At 67.5% G+C, this 21,889-nt stretch carries 12 protein-coding genes; 7 read left to right on the top strand and 5 right to left on the bottom strand.

Annotated elements, in window-relative coordinates:
• The 3 genes from ACWCPQ_RS30085 to ACWCPQ_RS30075 form a co-directional block, all read right to left on the bottom strand.
• Nucleotides 1-8,726, bottom strand: an 8,726-nt coding sequence (locus tag ACWCPQ_RS30085; protein WP_449905146.1) for an amino acid adenylation domain-containing protein, incomplete at its 3' end; no start/stop codon positions are given.
• A 349-nt stretch (nucleotides 8,727-9,075) separates the two neighbouring features.
• Complete coding sequence (gene cobM / locus ACWCPQ_RS30080; RefSeq protein ID WP_449905144.1) at nucleotides 9,076-9,834, bottom strand: precorrin-4 C(11)-methyltransferase; 759 nt, start codon at nucleotides 9,832-9,834, stop codon at nucleotides 9,076-9,078.
• 111 nt (nucleotides 9,835-9,945) lie between these two features.
• Complete coding sequence (locus ACWCPQ_RS30075) at nucleotides 9,946-10,371, bottom strand: PPOX class F420-dependent oxidoreductase (protein WP_449905142.1); 426 nt, start codon at nucleotides 10,369-10,371, stop codon at nucleotides 9,946-9,948.
• Nucleotides 10,372-10,570: 199 nt separating this feature from the next.
• On the opposite strand from ACWCPQ_RS30075, the gene ACWCPQ_RS30070 reads away from it, so the two are divergent.
• The 5 genes from ACWCPQ_RS30070 (at nucleotide 10,571) to ACWCPQ_RS30050 (ending at nucleotide 16,278) form a co-directional block, all read left to right on the top strand.
• Nucleotides 10,571-10,918 carry a DoxX family protein gene (locus tag ACWCPQ_RS30070; RefSeq protein WP_449905140.1) on the top strand — a complete coding sequence of 116 codons (348 nt, stop codon included), beginning with the start codon at nucleotides 10,571-10,573 and terminating at the stop codon, nucleotides 10,916-10,918.
• A 207-nt stretch (nucleotides 10,919-11,125) separates the two neighbouring features.
• On the top strand, nucleotides 11,126-12,502 hold the full coding sequence (locus tag ACWCPQ_RS30065) for an MFS transporter (RefSeq protein ID WP_449905139.1): 1,377 nt from the start codon (nucleotides 11,126-11,128) through the stop codon (nucleotides 12,500-12,502).
• Between the two features lie 330 nt (nucleotides 12,503-12,832).
• Nucleotides 12,833-14,026, top strand: a complete 1,194-nt coding sequence (locus ACWCPQ_RS30060) for an NUDIX domain-containing protein (RefSeq protein ID WP_449905137.1) — start codon at nucleotides 12,833-12,835, stop codon at nucleotides 14,024-14,026.
• 426 nt (nucleotides 14,027-14,452) lie between these two features.
• Complete coding sequence (locus tag ACWCPQ_RS30055) at nucleotides 14,453-15,643, top strand: MFS transporter (protein WP_449905136.1); 1,191 nt, start codon at nucleotides 14,453-14,455, stop codon at nucleotides 15,641-15,643.
• Nucleotides 15,637-16,278, top strand: coding sequence for an HAD family hydrolase (locus tag ACWCPQ_RS30050; protein WP_449905135.1), 642 nt, complete (start codon nucleotides 15,637-15,639; stop codon nucleotides 16,276-16,278). Before ACWCPQ_RS30055 ends, ACWCPQ_RS30050 begins: the two co-directional genes overlap by 7 nt.
• Nucleotides 16,279-16,380: 102 nt before the next feature.
• Here the strand turns inward: ACWCPQ_RS30050 and ACWCPQ_RS30045 are convergent, their stop codons facing one another.
• Both ACWCPQ_RS30045 and ACWCPQ_RS30040 read right to left on the bottom strand, forming a co-directional pair.
• Nucleotides 16,381-17,388 carry an Rpn family recombination-promoting nuclease/putative transposase gene (locus tag ACWCPQ_RS30045; RefSeq protein WP_449905133.1) on the bottom strand — a complete coding sequence of 336 codons (1,008 nt, stop codon included), beginning with the start codon at nucleotides 17,386-17,388 and terminating at the stop codon, nucleotides 16,381-16,383.
• An 86-nt stretch (nucleotides 17,389-17,474) separates the two neighbouring features.
• The gene (locus ACWCPQ_RS30040; protein WP_449905131.1) at nucleotides 17,475-18,080 is read right to left on the bottom strand and encodes an SACE_7040 family transcriptional regulator; all 606 of its coding nucleotides are present in this window, start codon (nucleotides 18,078-18,080) and stop codon (nucleotides 17,475-17,477) included.
• A 94-nt stretch (nucleotides 18,081-18,174) separates the two neighbouring features.
• Between ACWCPQ_RS30040 and ACWCPQ_RS30035 the strand changes: the two genes are divergently transcribed.
• Both ACWCPQ_RS30035 and ACWCPQ_RS30030 read left to right on the top strand, forming a co-directional pair.
• The gene (locus tag ACWCPQ_RS30035) at nucleotides 18,175-19,794 is read left to right on the top strand and encodes a carboxyl transferase domain-containing protein (RefSeq protein WP_449905129.1); all 1,620 of its coding nucleotides are present in this window, start codon (nucleotides 18,175-18,177) and stop codon (nucleotides 19,792-19,794) included.
• A 5-nt stretch (nucleotides 19,795-19,799) separates the two neighbouring features.
• Nucleotides 19,800-21,887 (top strand): ATP-binding protein, encoded by a 2,088-nt coding sequence (locus tag ACWCPQ_RS30030; RefSeq protein ID WP_449905148.1) that lies wholly within the window; start codon nucleotides 19,800-19,802, stop codon nucleotides 21,885-21,887.
• Nucleotides 21,888-21,889: the final 2 nt, after the last annotated feature.

Raw genomic sequence — 21,889 nt, 5'->3', positions numbered from 1 at the left:
CCATACAAGTTGTGCACAGCCGCACCGGAAATCGCATGCATCGCCGACACCGTCTCCGGCGGCAACGCCTCACCGATCACGAACACATGCTCGAGCGACGGAATCGAACCCGCAGGCGTATGCGCGGCGAACACACCCAGCATCGACGGCACGAAGTCCGTCACCGTCACCCGCCGCTCGGCGATCGTGCGTGCGAGATACTCGGTATCCCGATGACCGTCCGGAGTCGCCACAACAAGATGCGCACCCGCGGCCAACGGCAGGAAATAACCCCACAACGACACATCGAACGTCGTCGCCGTCTTCTGCAGATACACATCATCAGCACCCAACGGGTACTCCGACAGCATCCACGCGACCTGATTCACGATCGCCGAATGCGGAACAGCCACACCCTTCGGACGACCCGTCGAACCCGACGTGAAAATCACATACGCAGTGTTGGACGGACGCACCGGCGCCGACCGATCGACATCGCTCACCTCGGTATCGAGGTAACCCGACACATCCGCGGTGTCCAACGCCAGCACCGGCACATTCGAATCCGAAGGCACCGCACCGGAATCAGCGGTCGTGGTCAACACACACAACGGCGACGCCGTATCGAGAATGTAACCGATCCGCTCCGCCGGATGCGCCGGATCCAACGGCACATACGCACCACCCGCCGCCACCACCGCATACATACCCGCGACCAGGTCCAGCGACCGCGACATCAACAACCCGACCAGCGTCTCCGGGCCCACACCCTGCGCGATCAAATGCCGCGCCAACCGGTTCACCCGACCCGCGAACTCACCATAGGACAGACTCGTCCCCTCGAACGAGACAGCCACCCGATCCGGATACGCCGCCACCGCGGCATCGAACCCGTCCAGCAGCAACCCGGCCGGAAGCGCGTGCTCGGTCGCGTTCCACGCCGCCAGCACCCGATCACGCTCGGCCGGCGCCAGGATCTCCAGATCACCGACAGCGGTCTCCGGGGCGACCACGATCTCACGCAGCAACCGCGCGAACCGATCCGCGAAACCCTCGACCGTGGCGTGATCGAACAGATCTCGGGAATAGGAGAGTTCGCCGAGCATACCGGCGTCCGTGTCCTCGCCCATGCCACGGAAATTGAGCGAGAGATCGAACTTTTCCAGACCTGATTCGAAATCGACCGGAGCCACCCGCAGCTCCGGAAGTTCGAAACGCCGGTCCGGCAGGTTCTCGAACGACAGCGAGACCTGGAAAATCGGGTGCCGGGCCTGTGAACGTGCCGGGTTCAGCACCTCCACCAGGCGTTCGAAAGGTACGTCGGCGTGCGCGAATGCCTGCAGATCGGTATTGCGGACGGCGGCGAGCAGTTCGGTGAAGGTCATCTCGCTGCTGACCTCGGTGCGCAACACCAGGGTGTTGACGAACATGCCGACCAGATTCTCCAGCGCGGCGTCGCCGCGGCCGGCCACCGGTGTACCGACGGCGATATCGGATTCTCCGGTCATTCGCGCCAGCAATACGGCCAGTGCGCTGTGCACGACCATGAACGGCGAAGCATTGTGCCTGCGACCCAGTTCCGCCACCCGGCGGCGGATCTCCGGGCTGATCACGAACGTATGGACGCCACCCTGGTAGGACGCGACCGCCGGTCGCGGCCGGTCGGCGGGCAGGACGAGCTCGTCGGGCAGTCCGGCCAGCTCCTGCTTCCAGTACCGGACCTGACCGGAGATCAGCGAATCCGGATCGTCCTCCGAACCCAGCACCTCACGCTGCCACAACGCGTAATCCGCGTACTGCACCGGAAGGTTCACCCATGCCGGGGGCTCCCAGCTGATGCGGGCCGCGTAGGCGGCCATCACATCTCGCGCCAACGGTCCCATCGACCAGCCGTCGGCGGAGATATGGTGCACGACCATACCGAGTACGTATTCGGTCTCGTCGATTTCGAAGAGCCGGGCGTGCAGTGGCACTTCGGCGGTGACGTCGAAAGCCATCGTCGCCAGATCGATCAGATGATCGATCAGTTTGTCTTCGCGGATCCGGAACGGAGTCAGATCCGGGACCACCTGGGCGGCGTCCAGGATCACCTGGACGGGCGCACGACCGGTGTCCGGGAACACGGTCCGCAGCGATTCGTGCCGGTCGATCACATCGATGAACGCCACCTGCAGGGCTGCCACATCGAGGTCACCGGACATCCGGATCGCGATCGGGATGTTGTTGACCGCCGATTCGGTGTCGTACCGGTTGAGGAACCACATCCGCTGCTGCGCCAGCGACAGCGGAATTTCCCCCTCCCGGCTGCGTGCCACCAGCGCTTGGCGGGCGCCCTCACCGACATGCGATTCGACTCGCGCGGCCAGCGCCATGACGGTCGAGGCCTCGAACAGGGTCCGCACCGGCACCCGGGTATCGAGGGCGGCGCCGAGCCGCGCGGCGACCTGGGTCGCGATCAGCGAGTTACCGCCCAGCTCGAAGAAGTCGTCGTCGATACCGACCCGCTCGACGCCGAGCACCTCGGCGAAGATATCGGCCACGATCTCCTCGATCGGGGTGACCGGGGCGCGGAAGGTGTGCGACTGGAACTGGGGCGCCGGCAGCGCCCGGCGATCCAGTTTGCCGGCCGGGGTCAGCGGGATCTCGTCGAGCACCATGATCGACGCAGGCACCATATAGGCGGGCAGCCGGTCCTGGACGTGCGCGCTCAACGCCGGAATATCGACCGAGTTCCCTTGCACAGCAACGACATAGGACACCAGCGATACGGCACCGGAGACATTCTCGTGCCCGACGGTGACCGCGAAGTCGACGGTGTCGTGCGAGCTCAGCGCGGAGTCGATCTCACCGAGCTCGATCCGGAAACCACGGATCTTGACCTGGAAGTCGTTGCGGCCCACATACTCCACCACCAGGGCACCCGCCCGGTCACGCCGCCAGCGCACGACGTCACCGGTGCGGTACAGGCGGTCGCCGGACGTACCGTACGGGTCGGCGACGAACCGGCCGGCGGTCAGCGCGGGCCGGGCATGGTAACCGCGGGCCAGCTGGATACCACCGACATACAGTTCTCCGGTGACACCCTCCGGCACCGGGTTCAACCGGCTGTCGAGCACCAGTGCCCGCATACCGCGCACCGGGCCGCCGATCGTCACCGGGTCGCCGGGGCGCAGCCGGTCGCTGATATTGGTGGCGACCGTGGCCTCGGTGGGTCCGTAGGCGTTGAAGAGCGAGCGGTCCGGTGTCGCCGCCCATCGGGCAGCCAGTTCCGGCCGCACCGCCTCGCCGCCGGTGACGACGACGCGCACTTCCGACATCGCGTCGAGATCGAGCGAGGCGAGCACAGACGGTGTCAGGAAGGCGTGGGTCACCCCCGTGGTCTCGATGAGGTCGGCCAGTTCGGCACCGCCGAACATCATCTGCGGCACGATGACCATGGTGCCGCCCGCGCCGACGGCCAGCAGCAGTTCCAGCACGGAGGCGTCGAACGACGGCGAAGCGAAGGCCAGTGCCCGGGTCGAGGAGTCCGAGCCGAAACGCTGCACCTGCTCGGCGCTGAAGTTGCGCAGACCCGCGTGCGTGACCGCGACACCCTTCGGCACGCCGGTCGATCCCGACGTGTAGATCATGTACGCCGTATTCGCGGTGCGCAGCGGCGCGCGCCGATCGGCATCGGTGATCGGCGCCGCCGAACTCACCATGATCTCGGCCGCGAATTCCGGATCGTCCAGATCGATCCAGCCGCCCGCCAGCTCGGGCAGGTCGGGGAGTTCGGCATCCTCGGTGATACCCAGCGCCACACCGGAATCGGTGATCATATGGATGATCCGATCGGCCGGATAGGCCGGATCGATGGGTACCAGAACCGCGCCCGATTTGGCGATGGCCCACAGGACCAGCTGGTAGCGCCAGGAACGGCTCAGCGCCAGGGCGATCGTGACCTCCGGCCCGGCGCCCCGCTCGATGAGGACCCGGGCCAGCTGATTCGACGCGGTGTCCAGTTCGGCGTAGGTGTAGGACTCGTAGTCGGCGATCACCGCGATACCGTCGGGATCGCGGTGTGCGGCGGCGCTCAGGAGTTCCGCCAGCGTTTCGGGCGTTTCGGCCGGGCCACCGCTGCGGGTGGTGAGTTCGGCGTGCTCGGCCCGGTCCATGATCTCGATGTGCTCGACCCGGATCTGCGGCTCGGCGACGATCACGGACAGCAGACGCTGCCAGCGGGTCACGAAGGATCGCACGGTGGATTCGTCGAACAGATCGCTGGCGTAGGAGAGCACCAGATCCATACCCGCCGGCTCGCCGCGGGTACCGCGCTTCTCGGTGATCGTCCAGACCAGGTCGAACTTGGCGATATCGAGTTCGATCTCGGCCGCGCTCACCGACAGTCCCGGGATCTCCAGGGCCGCGTGCGAGAGCTCCTGGAACGACAGCATCACCTGCACCAGCGGATGCGCGGCCTGTGAACGCGACGGGTTCACCAGTTCCGCGATCCGCTCGAACGGCACATCCGCGTTCGCGAACGCCGCGAGATCCCGTTTGCGGGTATCGGCGAGCAACTCGGTGAACGTCCGGCTGCCGTCCACCTCGGAGCGGAGGACGAGGGTGTTGACGAACATTCCGATCAGGTCGTCGAGGGCGGCCTCACCGCGGCCGGCGACCGGGGTGCCCACGCCGATGTCGTCGCTGCCCGACAGCCGGGCCAGCAGTACCGCCAGCGACGCGTGCAACACCATGAACAGGGTGGCGCCCTGTTCCCGGGCCAGCGCGTCCAGCCGGGCATGCATCTCGACGTCCACATCGAGGGAGACCCGCCCACCGCGGAAGCTCTGCATCGGGGGACGCGGCCGGTCGGTGGGCAGCTCCAGCTGGTCGGGCAGACCCGCCAGCTGTTCCCGGTGATAGGCGATCTGGCGGGCGGCGACGGAATCCGGATCCGATTCCGAACCCAGCATCTCGCGCTGCCAGATGCTGTAGTCCAGATACTGCACCGGCAGCTCCGGCAGTTCCGGAACCGTGCCGGCGGCGCGGGCCAGGTACGCGGCAGCGAATTCGCGCGACAGCGGTCCCATCGACCAGCCGTCGGCGGAGATGTGGTGCAGTACGAAGGCGACCGCGTATTCCGGGCTCCCGTTGGCGCGGCCGGCCGAAACCTCGTAGATCCGCCAGCGGAACGGCAGTTCGTGGGTCACATCGAAACCGACAGCGGCGAATTCGGCCAGCGCGGCGGGCAGTTCCGCCGCATCGATCAGCTCGACCGGAGCATCCGTTTCGAGTCGATCGATCGGCAGCACCAGCTGGTAGCCGCCGTCTTCCGATTCGGGGTAGACGGTCCGCAGCGTCTGCTGGCGTTCCATCACATCGTGCAGAGCGGCCTGCAGTGCCGCCACATCCACCCGGCCGTGCATGCGGATGACGAACGGCACGTTGTAGGCCGGGATCGTGGGATCGAACTGGTTGATGTACCAGAGGCGTTGCTGCGCGAGCGACAGCGGCACCCGCTCGACGACCTCGCCGGTCGGCAGGACATGTCCGGGACGCGGCTGCGGGACCAGCGGCAGCCGGGCGCCCGTATCGGAATGCGATTCGACGCGCACCGCCAATGCCGCCACCGTCGGCGCCTCGAACAGCATTCGTACCGGCACCCGGATATCGAGCGCGGCACCGAGGCGGGCGGCCACCTGGGTCGCGATCAGCGAATTACCGCCGAGGGCGAAGAAATCGTCGTCGATACCGACCCGCTCGACGCCGAGGACCTGAGCGAAGATCCCCGCCACGAGCTGTTCGGTCTGATTACGCGGAGCCCGGAAATCCACATCAGCGTCGGAGAACACCGGCTCGGGCAGGGCGCGACGGTCCAGTTTGCCGCTGGGGCTCAGCGGGAGCTCGTCGAGCACCGTGATAGCGGTCGGCACCATGTAGGCGGGCAGTTTCGTGCTCAGGAAACGCGTCAGCTCGGCGGGTTCCACCACGCGACCGGCCGCACCGACCACATAGGCGACCAGATGCTGACCGGTCGCCGTGTCGACCACGAGCACGGCGCTCTGCCGGACTGCGGAATACGCCTGCAGTACGGCTTCGATCTCGCCGAGCTCGATCCGCAGACCACGCAACTTCACCTGGAAATCGGTACGACCCAGATACTCCAGCTCACCCGCCGCCGTCCAACGCACCAGGTCGCCCGTGCGATACATCCGCTCCGCCGCATCGAACGGGTTCGCCACGAAGCGATCCGCGCTCAGATCCGGCCGCGCCACATACCCACGCGCCAACTGCGCGCCCGCCAGATACAACTCACCCGCGACACCCACCGGCACCGGCCGCAACCGGGCATCCAGGACGTACAACCGGGTGTTGAACACCGGCGCGCCGATGGGGACAGCACCGGTATCCGCGTCCGTGACCTCGTGATACGTCACATCGACCGCGGCCTCGGTCGGACCGTACAGATTGTGCACAGCCGTCCCGGTCAACTCCCGCAACCGCTGCGCCGGCTGCGCGGTCAGCGCTTCACCGGAGGCGAACACCATCCGCAACGAAGCACAGTGCGCCGCACCGGATCCGGCTGATACTCCCGGCAGCGCGGCCACGAACACACCCAGCATGGACGGCACGAAATGCGCCACCGTCACACTCTCGGTATCGATGACCTCCGCCAGATAGCCGGGATCCCGATGACCGTCCGGCCTCGCCATCACCAGACGGGCACCGACCTGCAACGGCCAGAAGAACTCCCATACCGACACATCGAATGTCGCCGGTGTCTTCTGCAACACCACATCCGAATCACCCAGCTCGTACTCCGACTGCATCCACACCAGGCGGTTCACGATCGCGCCGTGTGGAACAGCCACCCCCTTCGGGCGACCCGTCGAACCCGATGTGAAGATCACGTACGCGGTATTCGACGCCCGCAACGGCGCGCGCCGATCCGTATCCGTCACCACGGTCCCCGCGTACGCGGACAGATCGATCTCGTCGACCAGAACCGCCGGACGACCGGTCGCGGTCAGTCCGGCCGCCCGGCTCGTCAGAACACACACGGGTCGTGCGGTATCGAGGACATAGTCGATCCGCTCGGCGGGCTGCTCCAGATCCAGTGGCACATAAGCACCACCGGCGGTGACCACCGCGTGGATCGCCACGACCAATTCGATCGACCGCTGTATCGCGATCGCCACCGGCGTTTCCGGTCCGACCCCGGCGTCGATGAGGTGGCGCGCCAGCCGGTTGACCCGGTCGCTCAATTCGGCATAGCTGAGCGACCGGCCCTCGGCGGTCACCGCGATCGCATCGGGCGTCCGGGCCGCCTGTTCGTCCAGCAGGGCGGGCAGGACGACATTCGGTATCGACCGCGCCGAATCGTTCCACTCCACCAGCGTTCGGGCGCGCTCGGTCGCGGTGGTGAGGTCCAGCTCCCACACCGCGGTATCGGTTCCGGCGGCGAGGAACCGGTCGAAGAATTCCAGGAAACGCGTGTGGTGCCGGTCCGCCTCGGCCGTCGAGTAGAGGTTGGGGTTGGCCTCGAAGTCGAGATGCAGGCGGGCGCCGCGTTCGGACTGATAGAGGTTGACGCTGAGATCGGCGATACTGCCGGTGGTCAGAACCTGCAGGGTGCCGACCATCTCACCGAGGACGATCTCGTCGTCGAACAGCATGATGTTGACCAGCGGGCCGAACGATGTCACGGTGCCGCCGGCGTCGCGGCGGATATCCTCGCTGCGGTAGCGCTGGTGGCGCAGGGCGCCGGCCACTTCCAGCTGCACCTGCTTCAACAGCTCCGCGACCGTGGTGTCGTAGCCGGTGTGCAGCCGCAGCGGCACGATATTGGACAGCGCGCCGGCCGAGCGGCGCATGACCGCTGTCACCCGGGCGGTGACGGGCAGGCTCAAGATCACATCGGCGGCGCCGTTGTTCTGCGCCAGATAGGCGGCGAAGGCGGCCAGCAGTTCCTGGGCCGGGGTGGACTCGCGCCGGGCCACGGCCGCGTCGAGCAAAGCCTGCCGCTCGTCCCCCAGCGCCGCGCGCCGCACCACTTTGCGTGCGCCGGGCGCGGCCGTCCGGCCGGTGAGGCCGTTACCTTCCTCGAGCCCCGATACGCGTTCGGCCCAGTACTGCTTGTCCGATTCGAAGCGAGCGCTGTCGCGGTAGGCGAGCTCCTGCTCGTACAGGGCCTCCAGGGCCGCGGCCTTCGACGGCGCCGCCTCGGTACCGGTGCGGTAGGCCGTGTAGAGCTCGGCGACCCGGTTCACGGCAGTCATCGCGCCCAGACCGTCGATCGCGATGTGATGGACGCGCGAGTACCAGTACCAGTGTTCGTCGCCCAGTTGCAGGGCGTAGAAGACGGCCAGCCGGTCCCGCGTCAGCTCGAGGGGACGACTGTATTCACTGTGCATCCAGTTCTGAGCGGCGGCGACCGGATCGTCTTCGGCACGCAGATCGACATGGCCGACCTGCTCGTGGTCGGCGATGGAACGGTCCACCCACTGCATCGGCTCCCCGTCGCGTTCGACGATCCGCAGGAAGGAGGAGCCCACCTCATGGGAGGCGGCCAGCACGGCCCGGGTCAGCGTATCGATGTCGAGCCGGCCGCGCAGCTCGACGTATTGGGCGATATTGATCGGAACCTGCGGGTCCAGGTGCTGCGCGTACCAGATGCCCAGCTGCGCGGGCGACAGGGGGAACAGACTCCCGTCCGTGGCTGCTGCGCCACTGTCCGTACCGTTCCCGCCGTTGTCCAGCCGGTCCAACCGTAACCTCGCTTCCGGAACGCACGCGTGCGCTTCCCGTCAACACCCGGATTGCGACGCGCGCGCCGACAGCTCGGCATCCGCGGTTCCAGGCCCACTTCTCGTTTGCTCAGGTAGAAATGTCCATCGGAGTTATCCGTTTGTGAAGCCAGGGCCGTTACATCGGGCGCCCCGTATCGCCCGGCACACCCGGTACCCCATGCCACCGTGCCACCGCACCCGGGCGTCGACTCCTGACCACCGACCCAATCTACCGAAGCGCGGCCGTGGCACCAACCGGGTTCGGCGACGGTTCGACCGGTCGCGGGGCGGTTTCCGTTCCCTCTCGGAGAGCCCGGCCGTCCTGTGCCTATCCGCTCAGGTGGCTCCGGTCGCGGGCTGGGTCGTAGAGGTGCGATTGCGCACAGTCGACTCCGGGGGCCAGGGCCCGTCCGACCAGGACGACCGCTGCCCGGGTCAGCCCCGCCGCCTCGACTCGATCCGCGATATCGGCCAGTGTGCCGCGCAGCACAATCTCGTCGGGTTGGCTCGCTCGATAGACCACCGCGACCGGGCAACCGGGCCCGTATTCCGCCACGAGCTCCGCCGCGAGCTCACGGATGCGGGTGATCGCCAGATGCAATACGAGCGTGGCGCGCGTCCGGGCGAATTCCGCCAACGCCTCGGTCTCCGGCATCGCGGTCGACCGCGCCCGGGTGCGGGTCAGTACCACCGACTGCACGACCTCGGGCACGGTCAGTTCGGTACCCAGCACCGCCGCGGCGGCGGCATACGCGGGGACACCCGGGGTGATATCCCAGGGCACCCCGGCGATATCGAGCCGGCGGGTCTGCTCGGTGAGCGCGGAATAGAGGGACGGATCACCCGAACACAGCCGGGCCACCGCGCGACCCGCGGCTGTGGCGCGCACCATATGCGCGGTGATCTCGTCCAGGTCGAGTCGCTGGGTATCGATGAGTTCGGTCGTCGGCGCACAGTGCTCGAGCACGGCAGGGTCCAGGTAGGTCCCCGGATACAGGCAGACCGGGCTCTGCCGCAGCAACTCCACCGCACGCACCGTCAGCAGATCCGCAGCGCCGGGCCCGGCTCCGATGAAGTGCACCGTCATGGGTCGAGTGTAGGCAGCGGCGGTGGCCGGGCCGTCGTGCGACCACCCGCCCGCGTGGCCGGCCGGGTGCGCGATGATCGGACGTCACCGATGCCGCGGCGACCGGCCGGATCAGCCGACAGCGTCGAAGAAGGCGATGACCTTGGTCGGCTGCACCCGGACCAGCAGTTCGCCGGGGACACCGTTACGGCGTCCGAACTCGTCCGCGCGAGCGGTCCCCATGTAGCGGCCGCCGATCGCGGTCGCCGACCGGAGCAGGTCGGCCGGGTCCTCGGAGAAGGTGGCCGTGCCCTGGATCTGCACCGCCGCGAAGGGCGGCTCCTCCAGATCCACCACGAGCGCGATCCGGGGGTCGCGCCGCAGCGCCTTTCCTTTCGCCGTCTCCTTGCCGGTGTTGAACACGATCTCGTCGCCGTCGAGCAGGAACCACACCGGAGTGACCAGCGGACGCCCGTCGGCGGCCGTATAGGCGACCTTCGCGGTTCGGGTTCCGTAACTGAGAAATTCACGCACCTTGGGATCGGAAAGTGAGGCCATGACGGTCATGGTATTTCCTGTCCCGGCCTTCGGCGGGGAGGAGCGGGCCTGTCGGCCGCGGCCACCGGTGTGGGCCGACCGCAACCCGGGCGGTGGCGGCGCGCGGCCGACACAGCCGTGACGATGTCACACCCGTACGCCCCGTTTCGTCGACCCTGTGTACACCGGGATTGCACCGGTCGGAGAGAAGAGGTTCGTCATGGACGTCGCCTATTACATCGTCACGGTCCTGACCGCACTGTGGGTCGGATTCTCGGGTTACGCGCTGTTCTCGAAACAGCAGTTCGTGGTCGAACCGCTCGAGCAGTACGGGGTGCCGCGGTCGTGGTGGAACCCGCTGGCGCTGGCCAAGACCGCCGGGGCGCTGGGGTTGCTCGCCGGGTTCGTCCTTCCGCCTGTCGGTGTGGCCGCCGCCATCGGGCTGATCGTCTATTTCCTCGGCGCGACGGCGACCGCGCTGCGGGCCCGTTCGTACAAGACCGCGGTGTTCCCGCTGCTGTACCTCGTGCCGATCGTCGCCACTCTGATCCTGCAACTGACCCGCTGACCCGGGGAACACGGCGGCGAAGGGCTGTCCACCCCGGATCGGACCGCCGCCGTATACCCGGGCAGGACGCGTCACCACGGACAACCCACTCCCACTGACCGGACAACGCCCCGGTCCTCGCCGCGAAACCCCGAAATCGCGGCCTTCGCCGGGAGATACTCCCCGTGGCGCCCGTCCTCGGGGGCCACCGCGTGTGAGGAGTCGGCGATGAGTGTGGTGGGCAGGTCGGAAAAGGCCGGTGGAACTCCGTCTCCGGACCGGTCCGGGTTGCGCCGGGTGGTCGCCGCGTCCATGGCGGGAACCGTGGTCGAATGGTACGAGTTCTTCCTCTACGGCACGGCCGCGACGCTGGTGTTCAGCAAGATCTTCTTTCCCGCGTCCGACAGCGAACTCGACGGGATCTTGAAGGCCTTCCTCACCTATGCGGTGGGTTTCGCCGCCCGCCCGCTCGGCGGCATCGTATTCGGGCATTTCGGCGACCGCTACGGCCGCAAACGGCTGCTGCAGTTCAGCCTGGTGCTGGTGGGGGCCTCGACCTTCCTGATGGGCTGCCTGCCCACTTACGGACAGGTGGGTTATCTGGCACCCGTACTGCTGGTGGTGCTGCGGTTCCTGCAGGGTTTCGCGGTCGGCGGTGAATGGGGCGGGGCGGTCCTGCTGGTGGCCGAGCACAGCCCCGACCGCAGCCGCGGTTTCTGGGCGAGCTGGCCGCAGGCGGGCGTGCCCGGGGGGAATCTGCTGGCCACCTTGGCCCTGCTCGCGCTGACCTCGACACTGTCCGACGACGCGTTCCTGTCGTGGGGGTGGCGGATCGCGTTCTGGTTGTCGGCCGTGGTCGTCCTCATCGGCTACTACGTGCGCACCAAGGTGAGCGACGCACCGATCTTCACCGCCGCCCGACAGGAGGCCGAGCGGGTGCGATCCTCGTCGTTCAGTGCCGTGGAGGTACTGAAGCGGTATCCGCGGGGGGTGTTCACCGCGATGGGTCTGCGTTTCGGCGAGAACATCATGTACTACCTGGTTGTCACGTTCACCATCACCTATCTGAAGGTGCGCGAGGATCTGGCCACCGACGACATCCTCTGGTGGCTGCTGGCCGCGCACGCGGTGCACTTCGCGGCCATCCCGCTGGCCGGGGCGCTGACCGACCGGATCGGGCGGCGACCGGTATACCTGGCCGGTACCGTCGCGGCCGGCGCCTGGGGTTTCTTCGCGTTCCCGATGATGGACACCGGCAACGGGTGGGTGATCACCGCGGCGATCATGCTGGGTCTGCTCGCGCACGCGGGCATGTACGCCCCGCAACCGGCCGTCATGGCAGAGATGTTCCCGACCCGGATGCGCTATTCCGGGGTGTCGCTGGGCTACCAGGTGACCTCGATCGTCGCCGGATCACTGGCTCCGGTGATCGCGGTGAAACTGCTGGAGGTCTTCGATTCGGCCGTGCCCATCGCGCTGTACCTGGCGGCAGCGGCCGCGGTGACGGCGGTGGCGGTGCTGTTCGCACGCGAGACCAAAGGGTTCGATCTGGCCGATATCGATCGCGCCGACGCGGCCCGCGCCGACGCGGCACTCCCCCGATGACGAGATCGGACCCGATGGCACGCCGCTGCGCTGTTCGAATCCCACCAATGGAGATACGCAGCGAACCGCATAGGGTCACAGTAGTTTTCGAGAGGATTCAGAGGAGCTGCGGGAGTGGTGCGCCTCACCGGGGTCTTGACCGAATTGACAGATCGCCTGGCATACCTTTCCATTCGTGACGTTTCGCGCGTGGACGCAGGAGATGTCCGGTCCTGCTCCGATTTTCTCCGGTCATCGGCGACCACGCATCGCGCCGCCGACAGGCGGTTCGGTCTCGATGCCGGCCCCTTTCAGATCCTCCCGAACCGGAACGAGAGATACCCACGCTTCATGGACCCCGCGAACGGCGACCCCGGCGAAGGAAGCGTCGACGGGTTCGGGCCGGCGGGACCCTTCGGGGGCGCGGGTGTCATGCTCAGAAATGTCGGCGACGACGGCGTTCCCCGCTACTTCCTGGTCCGGGCGGGACGGGGCTATTCGCAGGAGAACTGGCAATTTCCCGGCGGCGCGAGATCGTCACACGAAACACCCGTACAGGCCGCTGCGCGCGAACTCGCCGAGGAAACCGGCCTTTCCCAGCCGTACATGAACCGGATCAGGTTGACCGGGCAGCATGTCTTCCGGCATCCCCGGCACGACTGGACGTATGTGACATACACGGCGGACGCACCGTCGCGGTTCCACCCGCGTATCGATGGCTACGAGACCGTCGATGCGGGCTGGTTCACCGAAGCTGAGATGCGGGAGCTGGATCTGCACGATTCGCTCCGAAATAGTCTGCCGGACATCATGAGCAGGCATCCGGCGCCCCACCTGAGACCCCACGAGATACCGGATTTCGCATCCTCTCCCCAGTTCGCGGCACTGAACAAGGATGCCGGTCTACCGGACCCGACTCTCGCCGATTGGTACCCCCGGCCGTTCGAGCCGCAGGTGGGCAGCCCTTACGACGCCGGGGCCCGGCCCGATATCGCCGATACAGCACAAGCCGGTTCGTCGGGACGTCGCCATATCGAGTTCGCCCAGATCCTGAGCCGGGAAGAGGCCCACGTCGGCATCGGCGGCTATGTTTCGAATCTCTATCAAGACTTCAACTGGATGATGCGAGAAGCCGCCGACGGAACCATGGAGCTCGACGCGGACGAGCTCGCCCACATCGCGAATGTCGATACCGCTCTGTCCAAACTGCCGGATTACGAGGGGCCCGTCGTCCGCCTCACAACATTGGACGACGGGCAATTGAGCAGATATCAAGAGGGGCACCGGGTAAAGGAGGCGGCCGTCACTTCGGCTGCCCGAAGCCTTTCGGCCATACCGGCCGGGATAGCCGAATCAGCGAATGTGGAGATGCGGATCAACAGCCTCTCGGGCAAGGATATCTCGCGGATCTCGCAACGTCCGTTCGAACTCGAGGTGGCTTTTCGACCCGAATCCGAATTCGATATCACGAGACGCTTCCACGATTCCGTGACCGATCGCACCGTCATCGAGATGACCGAGGTCCGGCGATCGCCGGAACCCTGACTCCATCCGGGCCTCGGCCCTGGACTCGGCCGGTGAGCGCAACCGACACCGTCGACCGGAACATGCCGCGGCCGCGGTCCCGGGCCGGCGGGTGGGTAGGCCAGGGAGCCGGATCCTTTTGGCCGAGCGTATGTCCGGCGTCGGGCACGGTTCCGGCTTCCCTTCCGGTGAGAGCTTCGGACATGTCGCTGTGGAGCAGATCACCGAGCCCCTTCCCGAGTGGTACGCAACCATTCCCACTGATATCTTTCAGCTTGTTCGTGCAGCGTCGCATCACATCCGACTTCGTACCCGCGGACCATTCTCCTGATCCACGGTTCATCCACCTCTTTCGTCGTGGAAACAGGCTGGAATTCTCATACTCCGCAGCCGAATTCACGGTCGCTTCCGACCGATGAATTCGGCGATATTTCTCATGGAGTTCTCATGGCATATACGAGCGCGCCACCGATTTCGGAACACCGAGAACAGCTATCCGGCACTGTCGCGCGCAGCCGCGGGTTGCTGACGGGATACTTCGTCGGCCTCGGTGTGGTCATGGCCGTCTGGGGGACCCGCATCCCGGCAGTCCAAGAGGCCGCCGGGCTGGATACCGCGGGGCTGGCCGTGGTTCTGCTCGCCTCCGCGGTCGGCATGGTCGCCGGCCTCCGCTCGGGTGGTCTGCTGGCCGAGCCCACCCGGCTCCCCCACCTGCTGAGCGGCGGCGCGATCTCTCTCGCCGCGAGTCTCGCCCTGCTGGGTACCTGCCGATCAGCGCTCGTACTCGCGGCCGCGGCAATGCTTTTCGGGGCGGCGCACGGTGTGCTGGACGTCGGTCTCAATGTCGCGGCGGTCCGGTGCCAGCAGGCCTACGGTCGCCCGATCATGTCCGGCCTGCACGCGGCCTACAGTCTCGGCGCGCTGGGCGGGGCGGTACTCGCCGTCCTCGCCGCGCAATGTTCACACACCTACGTTTTCGGCGTCACGGCGGCCGCGGTCATCGTGGCCGCGGTCGCGGTGGCACCGGCCACCCGCTGTATCGGATCGGCGGCCATGAACCCCGATCCGGTGGAAACGACCGCGCGAGAAACCCGGCCGGAACTGTCGCGGGGCCGGCTGTGGTTGCTGGGTCTGCTGGCCGCCGGATGTCTGCTGGGCGAGGGTACCGCCGCGGACTGGTCGGCAGTCCATCTCACTGTGCTGCACGCATCCGCCGCGACCGGTGCGGCCGCGTACGCCGGATACAGCGCGGCCATGGCCGCCGGGCGTCTCATCGGCGACCGGCTCATCGCGCATTTCGGTGCGGCGACAGTGGTTCGAGCGGGCGCGATCGTATCCGCGATCGGGCTCGTCACCGGCCTGGCGGTGGCCGAGGTGCCGTTCGCACTGGCCGGTTGGGCCGCCTTCGGCTTGGGCCTGTCGGTCACGATCCCGTCACTGATCAGTGCCGCCGGAGCCGGTGGTCCGCGCGGGATCGCCACCGTGACCGTGACCGGCTACCTGGGCCTCCTCGCGGGGCCGGCACTCATCGGCGCCCTCGCCGCGATCACCTCCCTGCCCATCGCTCTCGTACTACCCGCCCTGCTCGCCGCAGGCGTAGCCGTACTGGCCCCCCGAGCCCTGGAGAACAAATGGTAGCCACACTCGCACCCCAGACCCCGTCGCCGGTAGCGGTCATCTTCGACTACAACGGCGTCATCGGCCTCCAGCCGACCGCGCTCGCCTGGCGCGGGCTCGCCGAACTCGCCGGCTGGCCCGCGGATCGGCTCGAAGATTTCCAGCGCGTCTTCTGGAGTGCTCGCGAACCCTACGATTCCGGCGAATTCGACGACGCGGAGTTCTGGACCGCCGTCCTCGGCCGGTGTCCGGACCCGGAACTACTCACCCGGTTGCGGACGACGGACACGGCGATGTGGACCCGGACCGACGACCGCGTGGTCGCCCTGCTGCACCGGTTCCGGCGATCGGAGATCACGCTGGTACTGCTCTCCAACGCACCCCATCCGGTGAGTGACGCGCTCGACGGATCCGACTGGCGCCCAGCAATGGCCGACGCCCTCTATTCGGCCCGGCTCGGCATGAACAAACCCCACCCCGGCACGTACCGGAGTGCGCTCGCCGCCACCGGCGTCGACGACCCCACCCGCGTCCTGTTCGTCGACGACCGTGCCGACAATTGCCGAGCGGCCGCCGATCTGGGCCTGCGTGCTCTCCACTACACCGGCTCACCCACCGATATCGAGGTACATCTCCGATTCGAGGCCGCCGCGTAGACCCCTCGCATCAGCACATACGCGCCGGGCCCGAGACCGCTGCCGATCGGTGACGGTCTCTCGCCTGCAGGGCAGCGCGGCACAGCCGCATGACGCCCGGGTTCAGTCGAACAGTTCGTCGACAGTGGTGGCGGTCAGCACCCGGGCCGTCCAGACGCGGACCCGGGCAGGATCGGCCGAGCGGATCCGATCGGCCACCGCCTCGGGCACCGGCCCGAACTTCGCAGTCGACAACTCGAGCAACGCCGCCGCGCGGCCACGTGCCTCACCACGTGCCTCACCGCGGGCCTCACCACGTGCCTCACCGCGGGCTTCGATGATTTCTGCTGTGGTCACAATGGCCTCCTTCGCTCGCGGGCCGAGCCGTTCGAAAACCGCCGCAAGGTCGGCTTCGACGGTTTCGCCGACCGTCATGATGTAGGTCAGGACAGTCCGGTAATCGCCGAGTGCATCCGGGCCGGTATCGAGGGCACGGAGGTCTTCGAGCCAGTCCAGCATATCGTGTCCCAGCCGCCCGTTTCTCGGTGCGATGCGCTGCAGGACCAGGAGAACCCTGGCCGCGGGAGTCAGGTCGCGTTCGCGTAGGGCGGCGAGATCGAGCACGGCGATATCGTCGAGGAGGAATCGCAGCCGCGGGAGATGGGGACCGAGGGCCTCGCGGGTGGTCGGGTCGAGGTCGAGCAGGTCGGCGAGTTCGGTGGGGTGTGACGGTGACCAACGCGTGCCGTCGGCGGTGTTGTGCACGACCACCGGGATGATCACGGGCAGGGTTCTGGCACCCGCCTTGTCGATGAGGTGCTGGCGCCAGATGGCGACCATGTATTCGAGCATGCGGAAGGCCATGAACCGATCGCTGCTGGATTGATGCTCCATCAGCAGGTACACGTAGGCAGGATGGCCGTCGAGGCGGGTACGGAACAGCAGATCGCTGAAACGGTTGCGGAGATCGGAGTGCACGAAGCTGCCCGGTTGTAGCTGTAGGTCGGCCCAGTCCAGGCGGTTGCTGATCGACTCGGGTAGTGCGGCGCGTAGCTCTGAGGCGGCGTTGGTCGGGCGGGACATCACTTTGCGGAAGTAGGCGTCGTGCGGGTTGGACCGCTGCTCGGTCATGCGGCGACTCTATGACCACCGGTCGGCGATCATCCAATCGGACAAATCTTCTGGCACAGACGATTTCGTCCTTCGATACCGCAGGTTCAGTCCGGCGAAGGGCCGGTGAGCGCGGCAAGAGCCATCGAGCGCAGCACAGCGCGGCTGCGGTTCTGGACCGGGCCGGCGCTGTGCGGAGTGGAGTTGAGCAGCCCGAACACCGCATGGGCCTGCACCCTGGCGGTCTCCTCGGTGAGGCCGGGTGTCATCTCGCACAGCACCTCCACCCAGATCTCCACATAGCGGCGCTGGGTGCGCCGGATCTCCCGGCGGGCCGGGGGCGGCACATTGTCCAGATCGCGGTCCTGGATGCGGATGAGCTCGGGTTCACCCAGCGCGAAGTCGAGGTGGAATTCCACCAGGGCGGCCAGCGCCTCCGGTGGGCCGGTCGCTGCCGCGGCGACGGCGCTGCCGCCGTCCAGCAATCGGCGGCTGATCCCGACCAGCAGTTCCACCAGCAGCGCCTCTTTGTTCGGGAAGTGCCGGTATACCGCGGGGCCGCTGATCCCGACCGCGGCGCCCAGGTCGTCCAGGCGCATACCGAGGTATCCGCGTTCGGCGATGAGCCGCGCCCCGGCGGCGAGCAACTGGCCGCGTCGCTGCTGTTTCAGCAGTTCGCGCCGGGTCGGGGTGGCAGAATCGGCACTGGTCACCGGCACTCCTTTCACCAGCTCTGGACAACTCGGTTAGTCAAGATTAACCTCAATTCCAGTTATCAGCGATTAACTCAGACGTCAGGATGACGCGATGACCCGCACCGCGAGCCCAGCGCCCGCCATCCGGTCCGGATCCGATAACCGGACCGCGAATCTCACCCTGGCCGATCACTTGCGCCATCGGCTCGCCGCAACCGCGCTCGGCGGGCCGGAGAAGGCCAGGCAGCGTCATATCGCCCGCGGCAAACTGCTGCCGCGCGACCGAGTGGACCAGCTGCTCGATCCCGGCAGCCCGTTCCTGGAACTGTCCCCGCTGGCCGCCGACGGAATGTACGGCGGCGATTCTCCCGGCGCCGGCATCATCACCGGTATCGGCCGCGTCTCCGGCCGCGAATGCGTGATCGTGGCCAACGACGCCACGGTCAAGGGCGGCACCTACTACCCCGTCACGGTGAAGAAACATCTGCGCGCCCAGGAAGTGGCACTGCACAACAACCTGCCGTGCGTGTACCTGGTGGATTCCGGCGGCGCGTACCTGCCCGAACAGGACGAGGTGTTCCCCGACCGCGAACATTTCGGTCGTATCTTCTACAACCAGGCCACCATGAGCGCCCGCGGGATCGCCCAGATCGCCGCGGTCATGGGTTCGTGCACGGCGGGCGGGGCGTATGTCCCGGCCATGAGCGACGAAGCGGTGATCGTGCGCGACCAGGGCACGATCTTCCTCGGCGGACCGCCACTGGTGAAAGCGGCCACCGGTGAAGTGGTGACCGCTGAGGAACTGGGCGGCGGCGCGCTGCATTCCCGCACCTCCGGGGTCACCGACCATCTCGCCGACGACGACCGCGACGCGCTGCGTACGGTGCGCCGGATCGTCGCCACCCTGGGTCCGCGGCCGGAACCGGCCTGGGCGATGCAGCCCGCCCGCGAACCCGCCGCGCCGGTCGACGAGCTCTACGACATCGTCCCCGCGGATCTGCGCACGCCCTACGACGTGCGCGAAGTGATCGCCCGCATCGTCGACGCCGATACCACCGGCGCTGCCGGATTCCAAGAGTTCAAGGCCGAATACGGCACCACCCTGGTCACCGGTTTCGCACATATCCACGGCCATCCGGTGGGCATCGTCGCCAACAACGGGGTGCTGTTCAGCGAATCCGCCATGAAGGGCGCCCATTTCATCGAACTCTGCGATAAACGCGAGATCCCGCTGCTGTTCCTGCAGAACATCACCGGTTTCATGGTCGGCCGCGATTACGAGGCCGGCGGTATCGCCAAACACGGCGCGAAAATGGTGACCGCCGTGGCATGCGCGCGCGTGCCCAAACTGACCGTCGTGATCGGCGGCTCGTACGGCGCCGGGAACTATTCGATGTGCGGCCGGGCCTATTCACCGCGTTTTCTGTGGATGTGGCCCAATGCCCGGATATCGGTGATGGGTGGCGAACAGGCGGCGTCGGTCCTGGCCACCGTGCGCGGCGATCAGCTCGACGGCGACGGCCGGCCGTGGAGCGAGGCCGATCAGGAGGCGTTCAAGGAACCGATCCGCCGGCAATACGAGGCGCAGGGGAACCCCTACTACTCGACGGCCCGGCTGTGGGACGACGGTGTCATCGACCCGGCCGATACCCGCACAGTGCTCGGACTGGCGCTCTCGGTGTGCGCGCAGGCGCCACTGGAACCGGTCTCCTACGGCATCTTCCGGATGTGATCACCATGCTGAATTCCAACCATCCTCTGCCCTTCGACACGGTGCTGGTGGCCAATCGCGGTGAGATCGCGGTGCGGGTCATCCGGACACTGCGGGCCATGGGCCTGCGCTCGGTCGCGGTGTACAGCGATGCCGACACCCACGCCGCGCATGTCCGGGCCGCCGATACGGCGGTGCGGCTGGGTCCGGCACCGGCCCGGGACAGCTATCTGAGTATCGACCGGGTCGTCGACGCCGCTCGACGCTCCGGAGCGGGCGCGGTGCATCCCGGATACGGATTCCTTTCCGAGAATGCCGCTTTCGCCGCCGCGCTCGATACCGCTGGGATCGTCTTCCTGGGTCCCCCGGCGAAGGCGATCGAGATCATGGGCGACAAGATCACCGCGAAGACCACGGTCGCTGCCTCCGGCGTGCCCGTGGTCCCGGGGATCGCCGAACCCGGACTGACCGATACCGCACTGATCGCGGCGGCCACCGATATCGGTTACCCGGTGCTGGTGAAACCGTCCGCGGGCGGTGGCGGCAAAGGGATGCGGCGGGTCGACGATCCCGCGGATCTGCCTGCGGCGCTGGTCAGTGCGCGGCGCGAGGCAGCGTCCGCGTTCGGGGACGACACCTTGTTCCTGGAACGTTTCGTCACCCGCCCCCGGCATATCGAGGTGCAGATCCTGGCCGATACCCACGGCACCGTCCTGCATCTGGGCGAACGGGAATGCAGTCTGCAACGGCGTCACCAGAAGGTGATCGAGGAAGCGCCGTCGCCCCTGCTCGACCCCGCCACTCGGGCGCGGATCGGTGCCGCCGCCTGCGCCACCGCGCGCAGTGTCGACTATGTGGGCGCGGGCACGGTGGAGTTCATCGTCTCCGCCGACCGGCCGGACGAATTCTTCTTCATGGAGATGAACACCCGTCTGCAGGTGGAGCATCCGGTCACCGAGCTGGTCACCGGGTTCGACCTGGTGGAATGCCAGGTCCGGATCGCGGCCGGACAACGGATCCGGCTGCAGCAGGACGATATCCGGCTGCACGGCCATGCCGTCGAGGCCCGGGTGTACGCCGAGGACCCGGCCCGCGATTTCCTGCCGACCGGCGGTACCGTCCTGGACCTGGCCGAACCGGGCGGCCCGGGAGTCCGGGTGGATTCCGGGCTCGCGGTGGGCACGGTGGTGGGCAGCGATTACGACCCCATGCTCGCCAAGGTCGTCGCACACGGTCACGACCGCGACACCGCGCTGGCCACTCTGGACCGCGCGCTCCGCGATACCGTACTGCTCGGTGTCCGGACCAATATCGACTTCCTGCGCTTCCTGCTGACCGATCCGGATGTGGCGGCGGGCCGGTTGGACACCGCGCTCCTGGACCGGCGGGCCGGTGATTTCCGGGCGCCACCGGTCGCCGACGACCTCTTCGCGGCCGCCGCCGTGTACCGGTGGTTGCGGCGCTGGCCGGCCGGTCCGGCCGATCCGTGGGCGTATCCGAGCGGCTGGCGGGTCGGTGCGCAGGCGCCGATCCGGATCCGGCTGGCGGGCGGGGACCGGGTGGTGCACGTCGATCTCACCGGCACCCCCGGCAATACCGGAATACGCGTCGAGGACGGTGAATCCATCTCCGCGACAGCCGAACTCGGCCCGTACGCCACGTCCACCGGACTCCCCGCGGGGACTGTCGTCCACACCGTGACGCTCACCCTCGACGGTATCCGCCGGGAATATCGCGTCGCGGAATCCGCGGCCGCGATCTGGGTCGCCGGAGATGCGGGTGTGGCGCTGCTGCGCGAGCTGGCCGAGGAATCCGTGCGTGCCGGCGACGCCGCCGCGCACGACGCCGAGATCCGCAGCCCCATGCCGGGAACGGTGCTCGCCGTGACCGCGGAATCCGGGAAGCCGGTGACCGCGGGCGAACCGATCCTGGTGGTCGAGGCCATGAAGATGGAACATTCGCTCACCGCACCGCTGGCCGGCACCGTCGAGGTACTCGTCACCGCAGGCACCTCGGTGCGGTTGGACGAGGTGCTGGCGCGAGTGCATCCGGAACCGGCGCCCGGAACCGGCGACGAATCGGCTGCGGCCGCCGCCGAACCCGCCCCGAGCTGATT

The organism is Nocardia sp. NPDC001965, from assembly GCF_053594175.1.
Note: the sequence above shows the minus strand (reverse complement) of the source record. Positions and strands in the feature narration are given on the sequence as shown.